This is a genomic window from Allostreptomyces psammosilenae (assembly GCF_013407765.1).
In the GTDB taxonomy this organism is placed as follows: domain Bacteria; phylum Actinomycetota; class Actinomycetes; order Streptomycetales; family Streptomycetaceae; genus Allostreptomyces; species Allostreptomyces psammosilenae.
In genome coordinates, this window is the sequence record NZ_JACBZD010000002.1 from 293,417 (window position 1) to 309,427 (window position 16,011).

Sequence of the window (16,011 nt, forward strand, 5' to 3'; positions counted from 1 at the left end):
GGAGGGGGACTGGGAGCGGGTGGTGGTCGCGATGGGCCGCCGTTACCTCGGCGCCTGGAGTCCTCCGTCCCGGACCGTCGCGACGAACGCCTGCCAGGACCGGGCGGTGAAGCTCAGCACCGGGCCGGTCGGGTTCTTGGAGTCGCGCACGCCGGTCGTCCGTTCGGTGAGCCAGCCGACCTCGACGCAGTCGCCGCCGGTGTGGCCGCTGTAGCTGGACTTCCGCCAGGCGACGTGAGGGTGGGCGGGGTGGATCATCTCTCGTACTCCTTGATGGCGGCGTGGATCAGCGCCGCCGACTCGCTTTCACTTGCGGCCGTGGCCATGAGGCGCCGGAACGCCATGTCGTAATGGCGGACCTGGTCGTCCTCCTCCGCGTACGACGCCCCGGTGAGGTGGTCCAGGAACACCACGTCGGTGTCCCCGGGCTCCGGGAACGTCAGGATGGTGAACGCGCCGAGCATGCCCGCGTGGGCACCCGCCGACCAGGGCAGCACCTGCACGGTGATGCCCGGCGCGTCGACCGCCAGCTCGGCCACGCTGCGGAGCTGGCGTGCCATCAGTCGTGCCCCGCCGACGGCGCGGCACAGCACCGCCTGGTTGAGGATCACCCAGACGTCGGGGGAATGTTCGGTGGTCAGTATTTTCTGGCGGTTCAGTCGCGCCTCTATGAGGCGGTCGATCTTCTCCGGGGTCATCCTCTCCGGTTGGGCACGGAACACCTCGTACATGTACTCCTCGAGCTGGAACAGCCCGGGGACGTACTCCGAGTCGTACTTGCGCAGTCCGGAAGCCGTGGATTCCAGTCCGATGTAGACGTGGAACCACTCCGGTATGGCCCGCCGGAATTCACCGGCCTGCCACCACCCGCGCTTCTTCGACTGCCGTGCCAGCAACACGAGGACCTCGCGCAGGTCGGCGGGCGCGTCGTAGAGCCGGCACAGGGCGTCGACGTCGGTCGGCTGCATGTAGCCCGAACCGCGCTCGGCCCGGGTGACCTTGGCGGCCGACCAACCCAGCGCCTCCGCTACCTGGGAACCCGTCATGCCCTTGGCGGTGCGCAACCGGTGCAGCTCGATGCGCAGCCGTCGGCGGGCGACCGTGGGCGATTCGGCCACGTGCAACCTCCTGCCGTCGCTCGTGCCAGTGTTGCTTGTTGAGGGACCGTCAGCAACGGCGCACATACGTGGCGTTTATCTGCGGGGGTGGCGAAAAGGTGGCGCATTCCGCCGTGACGTGGGCGGAAAGCGTCTCACCAGGAATCACGCCTCCAGGTGAATGGTGAAATTTTCGGCAGGTGCCGGACGGGGCCCGCTCGCTGTGCCATGCTGACCTCAGGATTAGTCACGCTCCGCACGTGCACGCATACGGTGTGCACGTCCCGCAACTTCCGCCGACACCCGCCGACGGAACCGGAGAGGAGAGCCGCTCATGCCGGCCGTCCACACCTCACATCGCCCCGCGCCGCGGCCGCGGCCGAGTACCCGGGGGGAGGTCGACGGATGATCATGTGTACTCCAGCGGAGAGCACGGCGGACCAGGCGCCGGCCGCCGCCGCCCGCAGCTGGCGCCTCCCGGCGGAGCCGGGCGCCCTGCGGGCGTTGCGCAGGGCCGGGCTCGCGGCCATGAACGAGTGGGGGGTGCCGGAGGACGTGCGGGAGGACGCGGCGGTCGTCCTGCACGAGCTGGCGATGAACGCGGTGGTGCACGCCACCACCCCGATCGTCGTGGAGGTGTACCCGCCCACCCGGAGCCGGCCCAGCGTGCTGGTCGAGGTGCTGGACGCCTCTCCCGAGCTGCCCCGCCGCCGCTTCCCGGGGGACGACGGGGAGAGCGGGCGCGGACTGGCGATCGTGGACGACCTCACCGAGCGCCGGTGGGGCTGGACGCCGGACGGGCGCGGGAAGCGCGTGTGGGCCTATGTGCCGTGCCGCACGCTGGTCGAGTGACGGGGGCCGCCCCGGGGGACGGGCCGGAGAAGCCGGGAAGAGCAGACGACCCGCGGGCCACTTCCCGGTATGCCAGCACACGGCTGTCGTACCGGGCACCGGAAGGACGACCGGTGAGCCCGCGGGTCGGGTGACTGCTGTGGATTCGCCCGGGTTCCACTACCCGCGACCGTGTCTGAACCCCGAGGGGAACGGCCGCCGCGGATGATCCGCAGGGCAGGGGCGACCCTAGCGGGCAGCCACCTCACGAGTCCTGTCAGTGAACACTGGTCGGACCACCTCCCTTCTTCGCTGCCACAACAGTAGGCGTGCCCCGCCGGCACGGGCAAAGGGTTTTTCTGTGGCCGCCGCCACCCCCTCGGCGGAAGGCCGCCAGCGTCCCCGCCAGCACGGCGAGCAGGACTGGCAGCCACAGCAGCCGCGCGGCCACCCACCCCGGCGAGTCGGGATGCCCGAGCAGGCCGGACAGCAGCCAGCCGGCCGCCTCCGCCCAGGGAGCCGTCCCTGCCCCTGGGGCCGTGGCCGCCCAGGTACCCGCCTCCGCCCCGGGGTCCGTTCCCGCCGCGGCGGCGTCCAGCAGCCGGCTCCCCCGGATGGCGAGGTGGAGCCCCAGCGTGGTGAGCAGCAGCGCCGACTGGTGCCACAGGAACACCGGCATCGCCAGCAGGTTCAGCCCGGCCACCGGCGCCCACACCAGCGGTCGCCGCGACACCCGCTCCAGCCGCCGCCAGGCCAGCAGCGCCAGCCCCACCTGGGCGCAGCCCAGCGCCACGGCGAACAGCGAGGGCGGCGCCAGGTTGGAGCGGTCCGCGCCGGTCACGCCGACCGCGCTGGCCGGGTAGCCGGCCCGGGCCACCAGCAGGGCCATCCCCGCCGCGCCGCCGACCAGCAGCGCCACGCCGGCGCCACGCCGGCCCGGTCCGGTGCCCAGCCGACCCTCCCGCACCGCCACCCCCAGCAGGAACGGCACCAGCCACCCCGCCGGCACCTGGAGCCAGCCCAGCACGGCGACCACCGCCGGCGCCGCGGCGTCCAGCGCCTCGGAGCCCGGTCCGAAGGACGCCCAGTCGCCGAGCGCCACCAGGGCGGCGGGCGGCACCGCGGCCGGCGCGCCCCACCGGCGGACCGCCGCCAGCGCCACCGGGGTGGCCGCGGTGAGCAGCGCGTACACCGCCAGGAACCACAGCGGGGCGGTCACCAGGCGGGCCACCGTGCCGGCCGTCGCGCCGTCCAGCACACCGGTGGCCAGCAGGGTGCCGAGCAGCACGGCCCACAGCGCCGTGGGTCCGGCCGCCGGGCCGGCCAGCCGCCGCAGCCGGGAGGCGATCCAGGGGCGGTGCCGCACCCCCGCGCGCAGGCTCGCGGCGTTCGCCCAGCCGCCGGCGAAGAAGAACAGCGCGAGGGTCTGCAGCCCCCAGCTCACCGGTGCCAGCTCGGTCAGGTGTTGCAGCGGGCTGGCCACGGTGAGCGGACCGGCGGCGCCGTCGGCTCCGGCGTGGGCCGGCACCAGCGCGGTGACGCACCAGTGGCCGAGGACGACGCCGCAGATGGCGAGCGCGCGGACGGCGTCGACGGCCCGGCTCCGGTCGGGCGGGGTGGCGGCCTCGATCCGCCGGGCGGCGCCGGCCAGGCGTCCCGGTGCCGCCCGTCGCGGCGCCGTCGCCCCCTCGGCGGATCCGGCCCGGTGGACCGGGTGGTTGCGGTGGTCCCGATGGTTGCGGGGGGCCTGGTGGTTCGGGTGCTCCTGGACGCCGCTCACCGGTCCACCACCGTGAGCGACGGCGCGCGCCAGGCGTGCGCGGGGGTTGTGAAGTTCTCCGTGGACCTGGCGTGGTCCCTGGCGCGCGCGCCGGCGCCGGCCGTGGCGCGCTCGGCGCGGGGCGGGTGCGCGAGGGCCGTTCGGGCGCGGGTGGCCCGGTCCTCGGCGTCGGAGCCCGGTGCGGCGGCCGGGGAGCCCTGGGCCGTGGCCGGGGAGCCCTGGGCCGTGGCCGGGTTGCCCTGGGCCGTGGCCGGGGAGCCCTGGGCCGTGGCCGGGTTGCCCTGGGCCGTGGCCGGGAAGCCTGGTGCGGTGGTGCGGGCGCCCTGGCCGACGGCGACCAGGGCCAGGTTGGTCAGCGCGACGCCGCCCGGCGCGGCGTAGCCGTCGTGCCCCTCCGCCCCGGCCGAGGAGAGCCGGCGGGCACCGAAGGCGTCCGCCATCGGGTCGGCGCCGTGACCGAGGTCGCCCAGCCGGAGGTGCGGAACCAGGCGGATCCAGTCGTCGGCGGAGCGCATCGCCCACACCCGGGCGTCGGTGCCCAGGCCGGCCACCGTGTCGGCGCGCATGCCGGGGGCGGCCACCGCCACGATGTCGTCCACGCCGTCCAGCCGGCCGGCGGCCAGGCCGCAGACCACCGCTCCGTAGCTGTGGCAGATCGCCGTGAGGTGGACCGGTCGTTCCGCGCCGCCGGCGGCACCCTGCCGGGCCGCGAGCAGGCCGGCCACCTCCCGTTCCAGCCGGGCGGCCCCGGCGCGGGCCAACGTCCCGGTGGCGGCGTCCGCGCCGAGGCCGTCCGGGGTGAGGTATCCGGCCCAGGCGACCACGGCGACGCCCGCGGCGGGGGCGAGCCGGCGCTGCTCGGCGTGGAGCGCACGGGCGTCCGCGGCAAGGCCGCGCCGGCCGGCGCGGGCGTCGGCGACGTAGGAGGCGAGGTCGGTGTCGTTGCCGGGCACCAGCACCGTCAGGTGCTCGGCGGACTCCGGATCGCCCAACACCTCGGCGACGAGACCGCGTCCGCGCGGGTCGAAGGCCAGGTAGCGGCGCCCGTCGGCCAGCAGCGCCGCGCACCGCTCGGCGAGTTCGGCGGCCTGCCGCCGCTCGGTCGCGGAGGCCGAGCCGTCGGAGGCCGTCCGTTCCGCCTGACGCCGGGTGGCCCGGATGGCCAGCTCGTTGGCGACCGTCCGGAGCTCCAGCGGTACCCCGGGAAGGTTCCCCACCACACCGGGGTACCGCTCCGCCAGGGCCCGCTGGCGGGGGAGCGGCAGGCCGGCGAAGAAGTCGCCGACTGCGGCGGGCGGGGCGTCGAGCGGCGGCAGGCCGCCGGGGACGGAGGTGTCGCGCTCCCAGGCCTCGGCCCCGATCGGGCGCGGCGACGCTCCCGCGCCGGGCCGGTGCTCCGCCGTCACCCAGCCGGTGGTGGTGAGCACCAGGACCAGGGTGAGCAGGGCCGTCGCGGCCCGGCGCCCCTCCCGCACCACGCGTCGCAGACCCGCCGACCAGGGTGCCGGCCGTCCCGCCACCGCACCCGCGTCCCTCGCAACCACTGGCCCCGACTCCTTCCGCATCGCCGGCCCTCGCCGGATCGGCAGGACGGTAGGAAGCCGGTGGGTGTCGGGGCGTCACACCGCGGTGCTCACCTGCGACCAATACCGGGGTAGGGGGTGGTTGACCCGGCCCGGTGGGCCAGCGCTCGCGCCGCTGGCTGTGGCCGAGGCCGAAGGAGGGGAAACGATCGACCAACGCGGCATCCGGGACACCGACCGGGCCGTGGTTGATCACTGAACGGAGTTATCCACAGGTGGGGAGAGGGGGCTGTTGCCGGCTCTCTGGCTCGTGAGAGTGTGGATTCAGGGGGGCCCACCCGGGTCTCCCTGGCGGTGGTTGAGGGTTCATCGGAGTTATCCACAGGTGGGGAGAGGGGGCTGTTGCCGGCCTTCTGGCTCGTGAGAGTGTGGATTCAGGGGGGCCCACCCGGGCTTCCCTGGCGGCGGTTGAGGACGCGTCACAGCCTTCCGCGCCTCTCAGCGCTCGGTGAGGGCCTGCCGCCAGACCGGGCTGTCGAAGTAGTGGTTGTCGTACTCCTCCGAGCTGTCCCGGATCTCCTGCACGGTCGCCTCGCCGCGGTAGACCCGTTCGAGCAGCCGGTAGTAGTCGAACCGCCGCAGGCCCGGCGTGAAGACCACCAGCATGTCGCCCTCCTCACCGGGCGCCGGGGCGAAGGCGTGCGGCACCGTCGGGGGAACGGTGAGGAAGTCCCCCGGGCCCAGGCTGAGCACCTCCTCGTTCACCAGGATCCGCATCCGTCCGCCCAGCACGAAGAACATCTCGGTGGCCCGGGTGTGGAAGTGCGCGGGCGCGCCCGGAGACCCCGCGCGGAACGTCGCCCGGTTCGCGGTGAGGGCCCCGCCGGTGGCGCCCGCGTCCGCCAGCAGGGTGATCAGGCTGGTGGCGCCGTCCCGCAGGGTCTCGGCGTCGGCTGCCCGCACCAGGACGGGGTTCTGGTGCTGCGCGGTGGTGGCGTCCACGGTGGCTCCCTGGGGGTGTCGGTGCGGTGGATCCCGATGGTCGGGTCGCTGACACCCACGAATCTAGGAGCGGGAAAGCCCCATGGCGTGGTGCATTCCGACGCCGGGTTCACGGGGCAATTCCGGCGACGCCCCATGGCCGGCGCCTAACGGCCGGCGACGCCCCATGGTCGGCGCCCCACGGCCGGTCACGCCTCACGGCCGGTGCTCCCGCACGGCCGGCGCCACCGGGTCGGACGATCCGCGCGGGGCGCGCGGCCTCAGCCGCGGCCGGGTGAGACCAGGCCGCTCTCGTAGGCGAAGACCACCGCCTGGGCCCGGTCCCGCAGGTCCAGCTTGGCAAGCACCCGCCCGAAGTGGGTCTTCACCGTCTGCTCGGCCACCACCAGCTCGCGCGCGATCTCGGCGTTGGACAGCCCGCGCGCCACCAGCCCCAGCACCTCGGTCTCCCGCTCGGTCAGCGCGTTCAGCCGGGTCGACGGGCGCGGACCGGCCGGCACCCGGCGGCCGAAGTCCTCGATCAGCCGGCGGGTCACCGACGGCGCCAGCAGCGCGTCCCCCGCCGCCACCACGCGCACCGCCGAGACCAGGTCGGCCGGCGGCGCGTCCTTCAGCAGGAACCCCGACGCCCCCACCCGCAGCGCCTCGTAGACGTAGTCGTCCAGGTCGAAGGTGGTCAGCATCAGCACCCGCGGCCGGTGCTCCACCCCGCGCGGCGGGTCCAGCAGCCGCGCCGCCGCGCCCAGCCCGTCCAGCACGGGCATGCGCACGTCCATCAGCACCAGGTCCGGGTGGAGGCGCTGGGACAGCCGCACGGCCTCCGCCCCGTCCGCCGCCTCCCCGACCACCTCGATGCCGTCCTGCGCCGCCAGCACGGCGGCGAAGGCGCCGCGCACCATGGCCTGGTCGTCAGCGATCAGCACGCGAATCGTCACGATCCGCCTCCTTCCCCCGCGTCGCTCCGCGGGAAGCCACGTCCCGCCGGCCGTCCGAGAACCCCGAACCGCCGGCCCCGCCACCCGGGAGCCCGGAGCCCAACGGCAGCACCGCCAAGACGCGGAAGCCCCCGTCCGCGGTCGGCGCCGCCGACAGCTCGCCGGCCAGCGCCGCCACCCGCTCCCGCATGCCGACCAGCCCCTGCCCGGCCCGCCCGCTCGGCGGCTCGGCCGGTGGGTGGGCGGCGGCCCGCGCCCCCGACCGGGCCGGTGGCGCGGCGTCATTCTCCACCAGCACCCGCAGCCGCCCGTCCGCCGCCTCCAGCCGCACCCGCGTCGCCGCCCCCGGCGCGTGCCGCACCACGTTGCTGAGCGCCTCCTGCACCACCCGGTAGGCCGTCAGCTGCGTCGTCTCCGGCACCCGCCCCCCGGCCGCCAACGCCCGCGGATCCTCGCCGTGCAGCTCCACGGCCACGCCGGCGCCGCGGGTGCCCTCGACCAGGTCCACCACCTCGCCCAGGCCCGGCTGCGGCGCCCGCTCGCCCCCGGACTCCTCGCTGCGCAGCACGCCCAACATCCGCCGCATCTCCGACAGCGCCTGCCGCGCCGCCCCGGCGATCGACTCGAACTCGCCGCGCGCCTCGGGCGTCAGCCCGGCCAGCCGGTAGGGGGCGCTGTCCGCCTGCACCGCCACCACCGACATGTGGTGCGCCACCACGTCGTGCAGCTCGCGGGCGATCCGGGCGCGCTCCTCCAGCAGGGTGCGCAGCGCCCGCTCCTCCTGGGTCAGCACCTCCTGCTGGGCGATCCGCTCCCGCACGGCCCCCCGCCCGGCGCGCAGCAGGCCCAGGCCGAGGATGAGCGCGGAGAAGATCAGCGCGGTGAGGGTGTTGCTGTGGGCGCCGGGGGCCCGGGACTCGGCGTAGGCGATCGTCGCCGCCAGCGCCAGGCACAGCAGGACGATCTCCCGCCACCGGCAGAAGGCCGCGACCATCAGGCACACCGCGATCAGCGACAGGATGCTCTGCGGCAGCCACGGCCACAGCAGCATCTCGGGCGAGGAAGGGTGGCCGGTGGTGGCGATGAGCACGGCGGACAGCAGGTTCAGGCAGAGCGCGGCGGCCGGGCGGAACAGCGAGAGCACCAGCGGCACGTTCTGCAGGGTGGCCAGCGCCAGCGCCGTGCCGCTGGAGTAGCCGTAACTGTTGGCCTCGCCCGGACCGGCCATCATCGCCGAGCCGCTGAACAGCAGGATGGCGGTCAGGGCCACCAGCGCGCCGACGACCCACCGGCGCAGGACCGGCCCCATCCGCAGCACGGGACTGGCCTCGGTCAGCAGCCAGGACACCTCGACGACGTCCCAGCGCCCCCGCGGGTGGGACGAGCCGGGCCGGGCGGGCGAGCCGGGCCGTGTGGACCGGTCGGGGCGTGCGGACGAGCGGGACCGTGCGGACGATTCGGGCCGGGCGGGCGGACGGGAAGGGGACGGGCTGCTCACCCCACGACCCTAGGGCGCCACCCCCACCCCCGTCGCCGTACCGCGGTCCCCATCGCCGGGTGGTACCCAGGTATGACACCGCCGACGTCCTACCCTCCCGGTATGACGCCCATCACCCAGGCGGTGATCCTGGCCGGCGGCCAGGGCTCCCGGCTCCGCCCCTACACCGACGACCGGCCCAAGCCCATGGTGGAGATCCCCGGCACCGGCCGGCCGATCATCGCGCACCAGATCGACTGGCTGGCGGCGGAGGGGGTCGAGCACGTCATCGTCTCCTGCGGCCACCTCGCCGACGTGCTGCGCTCCTGGCTGGCCGGGGCCGACCTGCCGCTCACCGTGGAGACCGTCGTCGAGTCAGAGCCGCTGGGACGGGGTGGCGCCCTGCGGTACGCCGCCGCGGCGCTGCCGCACCCGCGGCGCCCCTGGTACGCCACCAACGGCGACGTGTGGACCCGCTTCCACCTGCGGGAGATGGCCGCCTTCCACGAGGAGCGCTCCGCGGTCGCCACCCTGGCGCTGGCCCGCCCGCGCATCCCCTGGGGGGTGGTGGAGACGGACGGCCTCGGCCACGTCACCGACTTCATCGAGGCCCCGCCCACGCCCTGGCCGGTGAACGCAGGCGTCTACGCCTTCGCGCCGGAGTTCACCGAGCTGCTGCCGGAGCGCGGCGACCACGAGCGGACCACCTTCCCCCGGCTCGCCCGCGAGCGCCGCCTGGCCGGGTACCACCTGCCGCAGGGCGCCTCGTGGCGGGCCATCGACACCGCCAAGGACCTCGCCGAGGCAGCCCGCGAACTCGCCGCCGACGGCCGCTGACCGCTCGCGGGCACCCGGCCGGCGCCGGCCGCCTGGGGGCGCCGGGCGGCGGGTGGCGGTCACCGGGCAGCCGCTCAGCGGTGCGCGGTCGGCGGGTAGGAGTGGAAGATGCGGTCCGCGTTGTCGGCCAGCACCGTGCGGTTCCACTCGGTGCCGCCGTCCACGTTGCCCGAGCGGAACGTCGGCGGCGTCACCCCGCGCTCGACGAGCAGGCCGATGGCACCCGCCACGACCGCCTGGAGCAGCGCGGAGGTGACCACGGTGGAGACCGGCCCGATCCGCCCGGGGACGCCGTCGACCTCCAGCTCCGCGTCACCGACCCCGATGCCGGTGTCCAGCACCAGGTCGCAGTGGTCCTTGAGGAAGGTGCCGGAGGGGTGGCGGGAGGAGACCTCCGCCGCGTACGCCAGCGACGTGACCCCGACGACAGTCAGCCCGCGCCCGCGCGCCTGCGAGGCCATCTCGACCGGCAGCGTGTTGCGCCCGGACAGCGAGATCACGAACAGCAGGTCCCCGGTGCGGGCGGGGGAGCAGTCCAGCGTGGCGGTGGCCAGGCCGGGCACGTGCTCCAGCGCGCTGCCGAGGGTGGCCGGCACCACGTCCACCCCGGTCACGCCCGGCACGGCCAGCAGGTTCATCAGCGCCAGCCCGCCCGCCCGGTAGACGACGTCCATGGCCGGCAGCGAGGAGTGGCCGGCGCCGAAGACGAACAGCCGCCCCCCGTCGGCGACGGTGCGGGCGACGGCCCCGGCCACCGCGTCCACGGCCGGCGCCGCGTCGTCGCGGGCCCGCCGCAGGGCCTCCAGGGCGGCGTCCAGGTACTGCCCGGCCAGCTCCGTCATGGCGCGTCCTCTCCTGTCGGCTCCGCGGCCCGCCCCGCTCCCGCGCGGATCTCGGCGCGGGGGCCGGGCAACCGAACGGTGGCGCCTCGCCACGGCCGTGTCAACGCCCCCGGCGCACGGGACGCCGCGACCGTCACGGCGCCGCGGTCCGCCCGCGCCCGGCGGCCGCCGTCCTTCCGGGCGACACAGCTGTCCTGGACATGGTCCAGAATTGGCATGAGGACCAAGGAACGGAGCTGTGCAGCCGTGAGCGGACTGATCGACACGACGGAGATGTACCTCCGCACCATTCTGGAGCTGGAGGAGGAGGGCGTCGTCCCCATGCGCGCCCGGATCGCGGAGCGGCTGGAGCAGAGCGGCCCCACGGTCAGCCAGACGGTGGCCCGGATGGAACGGGACGGCCTGCTCGCCGTCGCCCCGGACCGGCACCTGGAGCTGACCGAGGAGGGCCGCCGGCTGGCCGTCCGGGTGATGCGCAAGCACCGCCTGGCCGAGTGCCTGCTCGTCGACGTGATCGGCCTGGAGTGGGAGGACGTGCACGCCGAGGCCTGCCGCTGGGAGCACGTGATGAGCGAGGCGGTGGAGCGGCGGGTGATCGAGCTGCTCCAGCACCCCACCGAGTCCCCCTACGGCAACCCGATCCCCGGCCTGGAGGAGCTGGGGGAGACCGGGCCGACCGACTCCTTCCTGGAGGAGGGCATCATCGCCCTGGGGGACGTCGAGGCCGGCGGGGAGGGCAAGTCCGTCGTGGTGCGCCGCATCGGCGAGCCGATCCAGACCGACTCGCAGCTGATGCACGCGCTGCGCCGCGCGGGGGTGCGGCCGGGCGCCGTGGTGCAGGTGTCGGAGTCGGTGGGGGGCGTGCTGGTCGGCAGCGGCGGGGAGTCCGTGGAACTGGACGCCGAGGTCGCTTCGCACGTCTTCGTGGCCAAGGCCTGACCGCTTCGCGGCGGTTCCGGGACGGCTGAACGGAGGTCTGCGCTCCGGTTGCGGGGATCGGGGTTCGGGTGCCCGGGGGTTCGTCGGGTGCGCGCGGATTCGGGCCATCGGGGGGTTCGGGTGCCTGGGGTTCGGGCAACGCGGGCTTCGGGCAACGCGGGGCTTCGGCGCGCGCCGGTTCGGATGGGCGCCAGTTCGGATGGGCGCCAGTTCGGATGGGCGGCGGTTCGGATGGGCGGAGGTTCGGGTGAGCGGGGGCGGCCCGGCAGGAGCCGCCCCCGCCCGCAGCCCGGAGCCCCGAGCGCTCCGGGCTGTCCCACCCTCTCGGCGGGCCCACTCGCAGGCCCGCCCGGAGACCCCCGGACCACCGGCTTCCCCTTCCGGCCCTCCCGGTCCCTCCGTCACCCATTGTCCCCACGGGGTTACCCGGCAACCCCCGCCGGGCGTCACTCGAAAGTGGGAAGCACGTGGGGTGATCAGCTGATCACCCCATGGTGGCGGGCTGCCGGGCCCGCCATGATGTCAGCCCTTGGCCACCGCCCAGAGGATCTCCGGCAGCCGCCCGGGCAGCGCCGCCGAGGCCGTGCGCAGCGCCACCAGCACGGCGGCCAGCCCCCAGCCCACGCCGATCGGCACCATCAGCAGCGCCGCCGCGCCGCCCGCCTCCCGCAGCGGGAGGAGCACGGCGAGCAGCGGCAGGCAGACGAGGAGTGACGCCACGGCGCCGAGCGTCATCGAGCCCCAGGCCAGTCCCGCCTGGCCGGCCGCGGCCCCGCCCGTGCCGTCACGCTCCGGCACGGCGTAGGGGAGCCGGACGCTGGTGTGCAGGCCGACCGCGAACTGCACCCCGACCACGCCCAGGGCCAGGCCGAGCGCCGGCCAGAACTCGCCGGACCCGGTGAGCAGGGCGAGCAGGCCGGTCACCACGACGACGTACGGCACGGCGACCACGGCAACGGCGAGCAGTCGGCCGAGCAGCTCCGCCCGAGCGTCACGACGGTCGGTGATGGTGGCCGCGACGGTCCAGAACGCCGAGCCGTCCATGCCGAACACGTTGCCGATCTGGTTGCCGAGGAAGGCGGCCGCCCACAGCGACTGGTAGACGGAGGCCGTTCCCTGGGCCGCGAACACCAGCGGCATGATCGCGCCCATGCCGAGGACGGCCACCCAGGCCACCCGGCCGCGCGGATCCCGCCAGCCGTACCGGGCCTGCCGCGCCATCGCGGTGCCGGCCCGGCCGCCGGGCACCAGCCGCAGCCGGCGCAGCACGACCGGTCCCGCCATGGCGTCCGCGCCGGCGCGGTCGGCGGCCCGGCGGCGCCGTGGGCCGGGCTCCTGCGCGCCGCCGAGCAGCGTGGAGGAGTCCGCGGTGACCATCAGCCGGTGCAGCGAGCGCTGCCACCACCACATCAGCGCGGCCACCGTCGCCGCCACCACCAGCAGCCGCCCGGCCGAGGCCGCGGCGCGCCCCTCCTCCGCCGCCCGGATGGCGTCCACCGCCATCCCCGGGGGCAGCCAGCGCAGCACCTCGCCGAGCGCGTCCACCACCTCCAGGGAGCCGCTGCCGAGCTGCCGCACCCCGGCGCCGACCAGGTTGCCGCCGAGCGCCACGAGGATCCCGCTGAGCAGCGCGAGGTCACGGCCGCGCCGGCTGTTCAGCATCCGGGTGTTGGCGGCGGCCACGGCGCGGGAGAGGGTCAGGCACAGCAGCAGGGCGAGCAGTACGGCGGGGACGGCGGCGACCAGCCCGGCCGCGGACTCCACCAGCGCGACCGGGGCGGTGAGCAGGAACAGCAGGGTGAAGGCGGGGCCCAGGCCGACCGCCGAGGCGGCCACCATGCCGGCCAGCAGCTGGGCCGGGCGCAGCGGGAGCAGCACCAACCGGCTGGGGTCCAGCGTCTCGTCCCCGCCGCCGGAGACGAACAGCGGCAGCACCGCCCAGCCCAGGGCGAACACGCTGAACAGCAGCGTGGGCGCGCTGAAGGCGAAGTCCTGGCCGCGGGCCACCGCCATGAGCAGCAGCGCGCCGGCCGCGTAGACCAGGGCGACCAGCGAGCCGATGACGTAGACCACGGTGCGGGCCCGGCTCTGCCGCAGGCCGTTCACCACCATCCGGGCCTTCATGGCGGCGAGCAGCCGCGCCGTGGCGCCCAGCCCGGGTGACGCGGTGGGCGGCGCGGCGGGGGAGGGGGCGGCGGGGAACGGGGCTGGGGCGGCCGGGGCGGAGGGCTGACCGCCGGCCGCGGGGGCGCTCACCGGGGCCCGCCGAGCCAGTCCAGCGAGGCCTCCGCGCGGTCCGCCGCGCCGACCAGGTCGATGAAGACCTCGTGCAGCGGCCGTCCGTCGCGCACCCGGTCCAGCGGACCCTGCGCGACCACCCTGCCGCCCCGCATCACCGCGACCCAGTCGCACAGCTTCTCCACCAGCTCCATGACGTGGCTGGAGAACACCACGGTGGCGCCGGAGGCGGTGTAGCGCTCCAGCACGTGCCGGATGGTCCGCGCGGAGACCGGGTCCACGCCCTCGAAGGGCTCGTCCAGGAAGAGCACCGTCGGGTTGTGGATCAGCGCCGCGGCCAGGCCGATCTTCTTGCGCATGCCGGTGGAGTAGTCCACCACCAGCTGGTTCCGCGCCCCGGTGAGGTCCAGGACGGCGAGCAGGTCATCGGTGCGGCGCCGGACGTCCGAGACGGGAAGCCCCCGCAGCCTCCCGGTGTACTCCAGCAGTTCCGCGCCGGTGAGCCGTTCGAACAGCCGCAGCCCTTCCGGCAGCACGCCGATCCGGCCCTTGACGGCCACCGGCGACCGCCAGACGTCGTGGCCGGCGACCTGCACCGTGCCGGCGTCCGGGCGGAGCAGCCCGGTGACCATCGACAGGGTGGTCGTCTTCCCCGCCCCGTTGGGGCCGACCAGGCCCACGAAGCTGCCCGCCGGGAGGTCCAGGTCGATCCCTGCCACGGCCAGCCGCTCCCCGAACCGCTTGGTCAGCCCGCGCACCCGGACCGCCGGCGGGCCGCTGGGGGCGGCCGGCGGGGGCGGCGTCGGGAGGTGGATTCCCGCGGCGGCCGGTTCGGGTGGCCGGGGTATCGCGCCGGGCGCCTTGGCCAGGTCCACGTCGGGCTCCTCGCTGTCCGGCGGGGACGCGCGTGTCGTGGCCGGCACCCCCGTCGACGGTCTGGTCGTCCCTCCCTCCCTACCCGACGCCCACCGCCCGGAACGCCGCCGTCCGATCACGGATGGCGGCGTCCCGGCATCATTGCCCGCTCACGACGCATCGCAGGAGGCAGGCGCATGAGCCGGACCCCCATCGAACCGGACGACGACCCGGTCGCTGACGCGGCCGCCGTGGCGGGCGCGACCACCGCGACGGAGCCCGTCGAGGCGGCTGCGCGCGAAATCCTCGCCGTCCGCCGGCGCGCCCGTGCGCTGGCCGGGCTCCGTGCCATGGGGGCACGGGGCGATTTCGACGCCCTGCTGGACAAACGGAACCTCCGTTCCTGACCGCGGCCTTCCTCCCCTGGCCGCTGCTGTTCGCGGAGACCGCCGCCGTTCGGGGAGGCATCCTGACCGTTGCCTGCCAGGTGGCCTTCCGGCCTCTGCCCTGTCGCCCCCTGGCTGCCGTGCCGCCACCGGTGAGGCCGCTGGTTCGCGTCAGGGCCATGCCAGGTGTTGTTGCCTGATCAACCACTTGCTCTGGGGGGACCCCCTGTTTCAGGATCCCACGAGGCTGTTACCGAGCGCAGTCCCCCACGTGCCGCCTGTGGATAACTTTGGGCAGGTGCATGACTCTGGAGGTCCGCACGGCGATGATTGCCGGCCGTCCGCACACGGCGAGGGGCGGGTGGCTCTTCCTCCCCGTTCTGGGAGGAAGAGCCACCCGCCCCTCGTGCGTCGCCCCTCGTGCGTCGCCGTTCGGGTCCGCCCGGTCAGCCCCGGGAGCGAGCCGGGACGAGGGAGGGGCGGCGGGTCTCCTGGCCGCAGGCGTAGGCGATGCTCGGCAGCAGGTCCTTCACGTCCGGCATCCACCGGGTGCCGCCGCGCGGCGGGCGGGCCCACTGGGCGTATCCGAACCGGCCGATCCGGCTGGGGGCGCCCGGCACATAGGAGCCGTCACCGTGCGCCACCAGATCGATACCCGCAGGTGCCCAACCGATCCTGCGCAGCAGATCCGGGACCTTCTCGGCGATGCCCGGCAGCACCAGGAACACCATCCGGCGGTTGGCGACCGACAGCACCGGGCCCAGTTCCACGCCGAGGCGCTCCAGGCGGGCGAGGGCCAGGCAGCCGGCGTTGAACGGCACGTCCACGGCGTCGAACGAGCGTCCGGTCGGCAGCAGGACGCAGGAGTCGGGTTGCGCCGACCACCAGTGCCGGACGGCGGCCGGATTGTTGCTGCACTGCAGCGCCCAGTCGGCGCGCACCGGGTGCGCGCCCGGGGCGGTGCACACCGGGTCGCCGCAGGAACAGCGGGGTGGGCCGTCGTGCTCGAGCAGGCGGGCGCCCGCCGCGACATCCCAGCGGCAGACCTCGGCGTAGGCGATGGCGGCGTCGATCAGGGTGCCGCTGCTCCAGGAACGGGCTGTCACGGTATCTCTCACGCCCTGCTCAACTACCGCCGGGTGCCGGGGTTACGGCGTGATCCCGGGCTCCGCGCGGCCGTGGTGGGCCCCGGACGGCCGAGGGGCGTCCCCGCGCGCGTCCCGGCGCGCGTTACGGCGCACGTGGGAGCCGGTCGCGCCCCTCGACGCC

Annotated in this window: 15 protein-coding genes; 4 read left to right on the forward strand and 11 right to left on the reverse strand. The window is 75.4% G+C overall.

The annotated features are described in order from the left end of the window. Nucleotides 1–42: 42 nt before the first annotated feature. Nucleotides 43–258 (reverse strand): DUF397 domain-containing protein, encoded by a 216-nt coding sequence (locus FHU37_RS23555; RefSeq protein WP_179816687.1) that lies wholly within the window; start codon nucleotides 256–258, stop codon nucleotides 43–45. Then, on the reverse strand, nucleotides 255–1,118 hold the full coding sequence (locus FHU37_RS23560; RefSeq protein WP_179816688.1) for a helix-turn-helix domain-containing protein: 864 nt from the start codon (nucleotides 1,116–1,118) through the stop codon (nucleotides 255–257). Before FHU37_RS23560 ends, FHU37_RS23555 begins: the two co-directional genes overlap by 4 nt. A gap of 390 nt (nucleotides 1,119–1,508) precedes the next feature. Between FHU37_RS23560 and FHU37_RS23565 the strand changes: the two genes are divergently transcribed. Next, entirely contained in the window at nucleotides 1,509–1,949 is a 441-nt protein-coding gene (locus tag FHU37_RS23565) for an ATP-binding protein (RefSeq protein ID WP_179816689.1), read from the forward strand. A 256-nt stretch (nucleotides 1,950–2,205) separates the two neighbouring features. On the opposite strand, the gene FHU37_RS23570 is transcribed toward FHU37_RS23565, so the two are convergent. From FHU37_RS23570 to FHU37_RS23590, 5 genes are all read right to left on the reverse strand, one after another. Then, entirely contained in the window at nucleotides 2,206–3,708 is a 1,503-nt protein-coding gene (locus tag FHU37_RS23570) for an acyltransferase family protein (protein ID WP_179816690.1), read from the reverse strand. After that, nucleotides 3,705–5,252, reverse strand: coding sequence for an alpha/beta hydrolase (locus FHU37_RS23575; protein WP_312892816.1), 1,548 nt, complete (start codon nucleotides 5,250–5,252; stop codon nucleotides 3,705–3,707). The genes FHU37_RS23570 and FHU37_RS23575 overlap by 4 nt, the downstream gene beginning before the upstream one ends. Nucleotides 5,253–5,729: 477 nt before the next feature. Further along, nucleotides 5,730–6,233 carry a cupin domain-containing protein gene (locus FHU37_RS23580; protein WP_179816692.1) on the reverse strand — a complete coding sequence of 168 codons (504 nt, stop codon included), beginning with the start codon at nucleotides 6,231–6,233 and terminating at the stop codon, nucleotides 5,730–5,732. A 260-nt stretch (nucleotides 6,234–6,493) separates the two neighbouring features. Further along, nucleotides 6,494–7,168 carry a response regulator gene (locus FHU37_RS23585; protein ID WP_179816693.1) on the reverse strand — a complete coding sequence of 225 codons (675 nt, stop codon included), beginning with the start codon at nucleotides 7,166–7,168 and terminating at the stop codon, nucleotides 6,494–6,496. Beyond that, on the reverse strand, nucleotides 7,143–8,516 hold the full coding sequence (locus FHU37_RS23590; RefSeq protein ID WP_312892817.1) for a sensor histidine kinase: 1,374 nt from the start codon (nucleotides 8,514–8,516) through the stop codon (nucleotides 7,143–7,145). The genes FHU37_RS23585 and FHU37_RS23590 overlap by 26 nt, the downstream gene beginning before the upstream one ends. Before the next feature lie 252 nt (nucleotides 8,517–8,768). Here FHU37_RS23590 and FHU37_RS23595 point away from each other — a divergent pair, with 252 nt between their 5' ends. Next, nucleotides 8,769–9,482 carry a nucleotidyltransferase family protein gene (locus tag FHU37_RS23595; protein WP_246451257.1) on the forward strand — a complete coding sequence of 238 codons (714 nt, stop codon included), beginning with the start codon at nucleotides 8,769–8,771 and terminating at the stop codon, nucleotides 9,480–9,482. Between the two features lie 74 nt (nucleotides 9,483–9,556). On the opposite strand, the gene FHU37_RS23600 is transcribed toward FHU37_RS23595, so the two are convergent. After that, nucleotides 9,557–10,324 carry a sugar isomerase domain-containing protein gene (locus tag FHU37_RS23600; RefSeq protein ID WP_179816695.1) on the reverse strand — a complete coding sequence of 256 codons (768 nt, stop codon included), beginning with the start codon at nucleotides 10,322–10,324 and terminating at the stop codon, nucleotides 9,557–9,559. 246 nt (nucleotides 10,325–10,570) lie between these two features. Between FHU37_RS23600 and FHU37_RS23605 the strand changes: the two genes are divergently transcribed. Then, the gene (locus tag FHU37_RS23605; protein ID WP_179816696.1) at nucleotides 10,571–11,263 is read left to right on the forward strand and encodes an iron-dependent transcriptional repressor DtxR; all 693 of its coding nucleotides are present in this window, start codon (nucleotides 10,571–10,573) and stop codon (nucleotides 11,261–11,263) included. A gap of 522 nt (nucleotides 11,264–11,785) precedes the next feature. Here FHU37_RS23605 and FHU37_RS23610 read toward each other — a convergent pair. After that, nucleotides 11,786–13,519 carry a transporter gene (locus FHU37_RS23610; protein WP_179816697.1) on the reverse strand — a complete coding sequence of 578 codons (1,734 nt, stop codon included), beginning with the start codon at nucleotides 13,517–13,519 and terminating at the stop codon, nucleotides 11,786–11,788. Beyond that, nucleotides 13,516–14,316, reverse strand: coding sequence for an ABC transporter ATP-binding protein (locus FHU37_RS23615; RefSeq protein WP_179817319.1), 801 nt, complete (start codon nucleotides 14,314–14,316; stop codon nucleotides 13,516–13,518). The genes FHU37_RS23610 and FHU37_RS23615 overlap by 4 nt, the downstream gene beginning before the upstream one ends. A gap of 237 nt (nucleotides 14,317–14,553) precedes the next feature. Here FHU37_RS23615 and FHU37_RS23620 point away from each other — a divergent pair, with 237 nt between their 5' ends. Then, nucleotides 14,554–14,763, forward strand: coding sequence for a DUF2191 domain-containing protein (locus FHU37_RS23620; RefSeq protein ID WP_179816698.1), 210 nt, complete (start codon nucleotides 14,554–14,556; stop codon nucleotides 14,761–14,763). Nucleotides 14,764–15,188: 425 nt separating this feature from the next. Here the strand turns inward: FHU37_RS23620 and FHU37_RS23625 are convergent, their stop codons facing one another. After that, the gene (locus FHU37_RS23625) at nucleotides 15,189–15,848 is read right to left on the reverse strand and encodes a bifunctional DNA primase/polymerase (protein ID WP_312892818.1); all 660 of its coding nucleotides are present in this window, start codon (nucleotides 15,846–15,848) and stop codon (nucleotides 15,189–15,191) included. Between the last annotated feature and the right edge of the window lie 163 nt (nucleotides 15,849–16,011).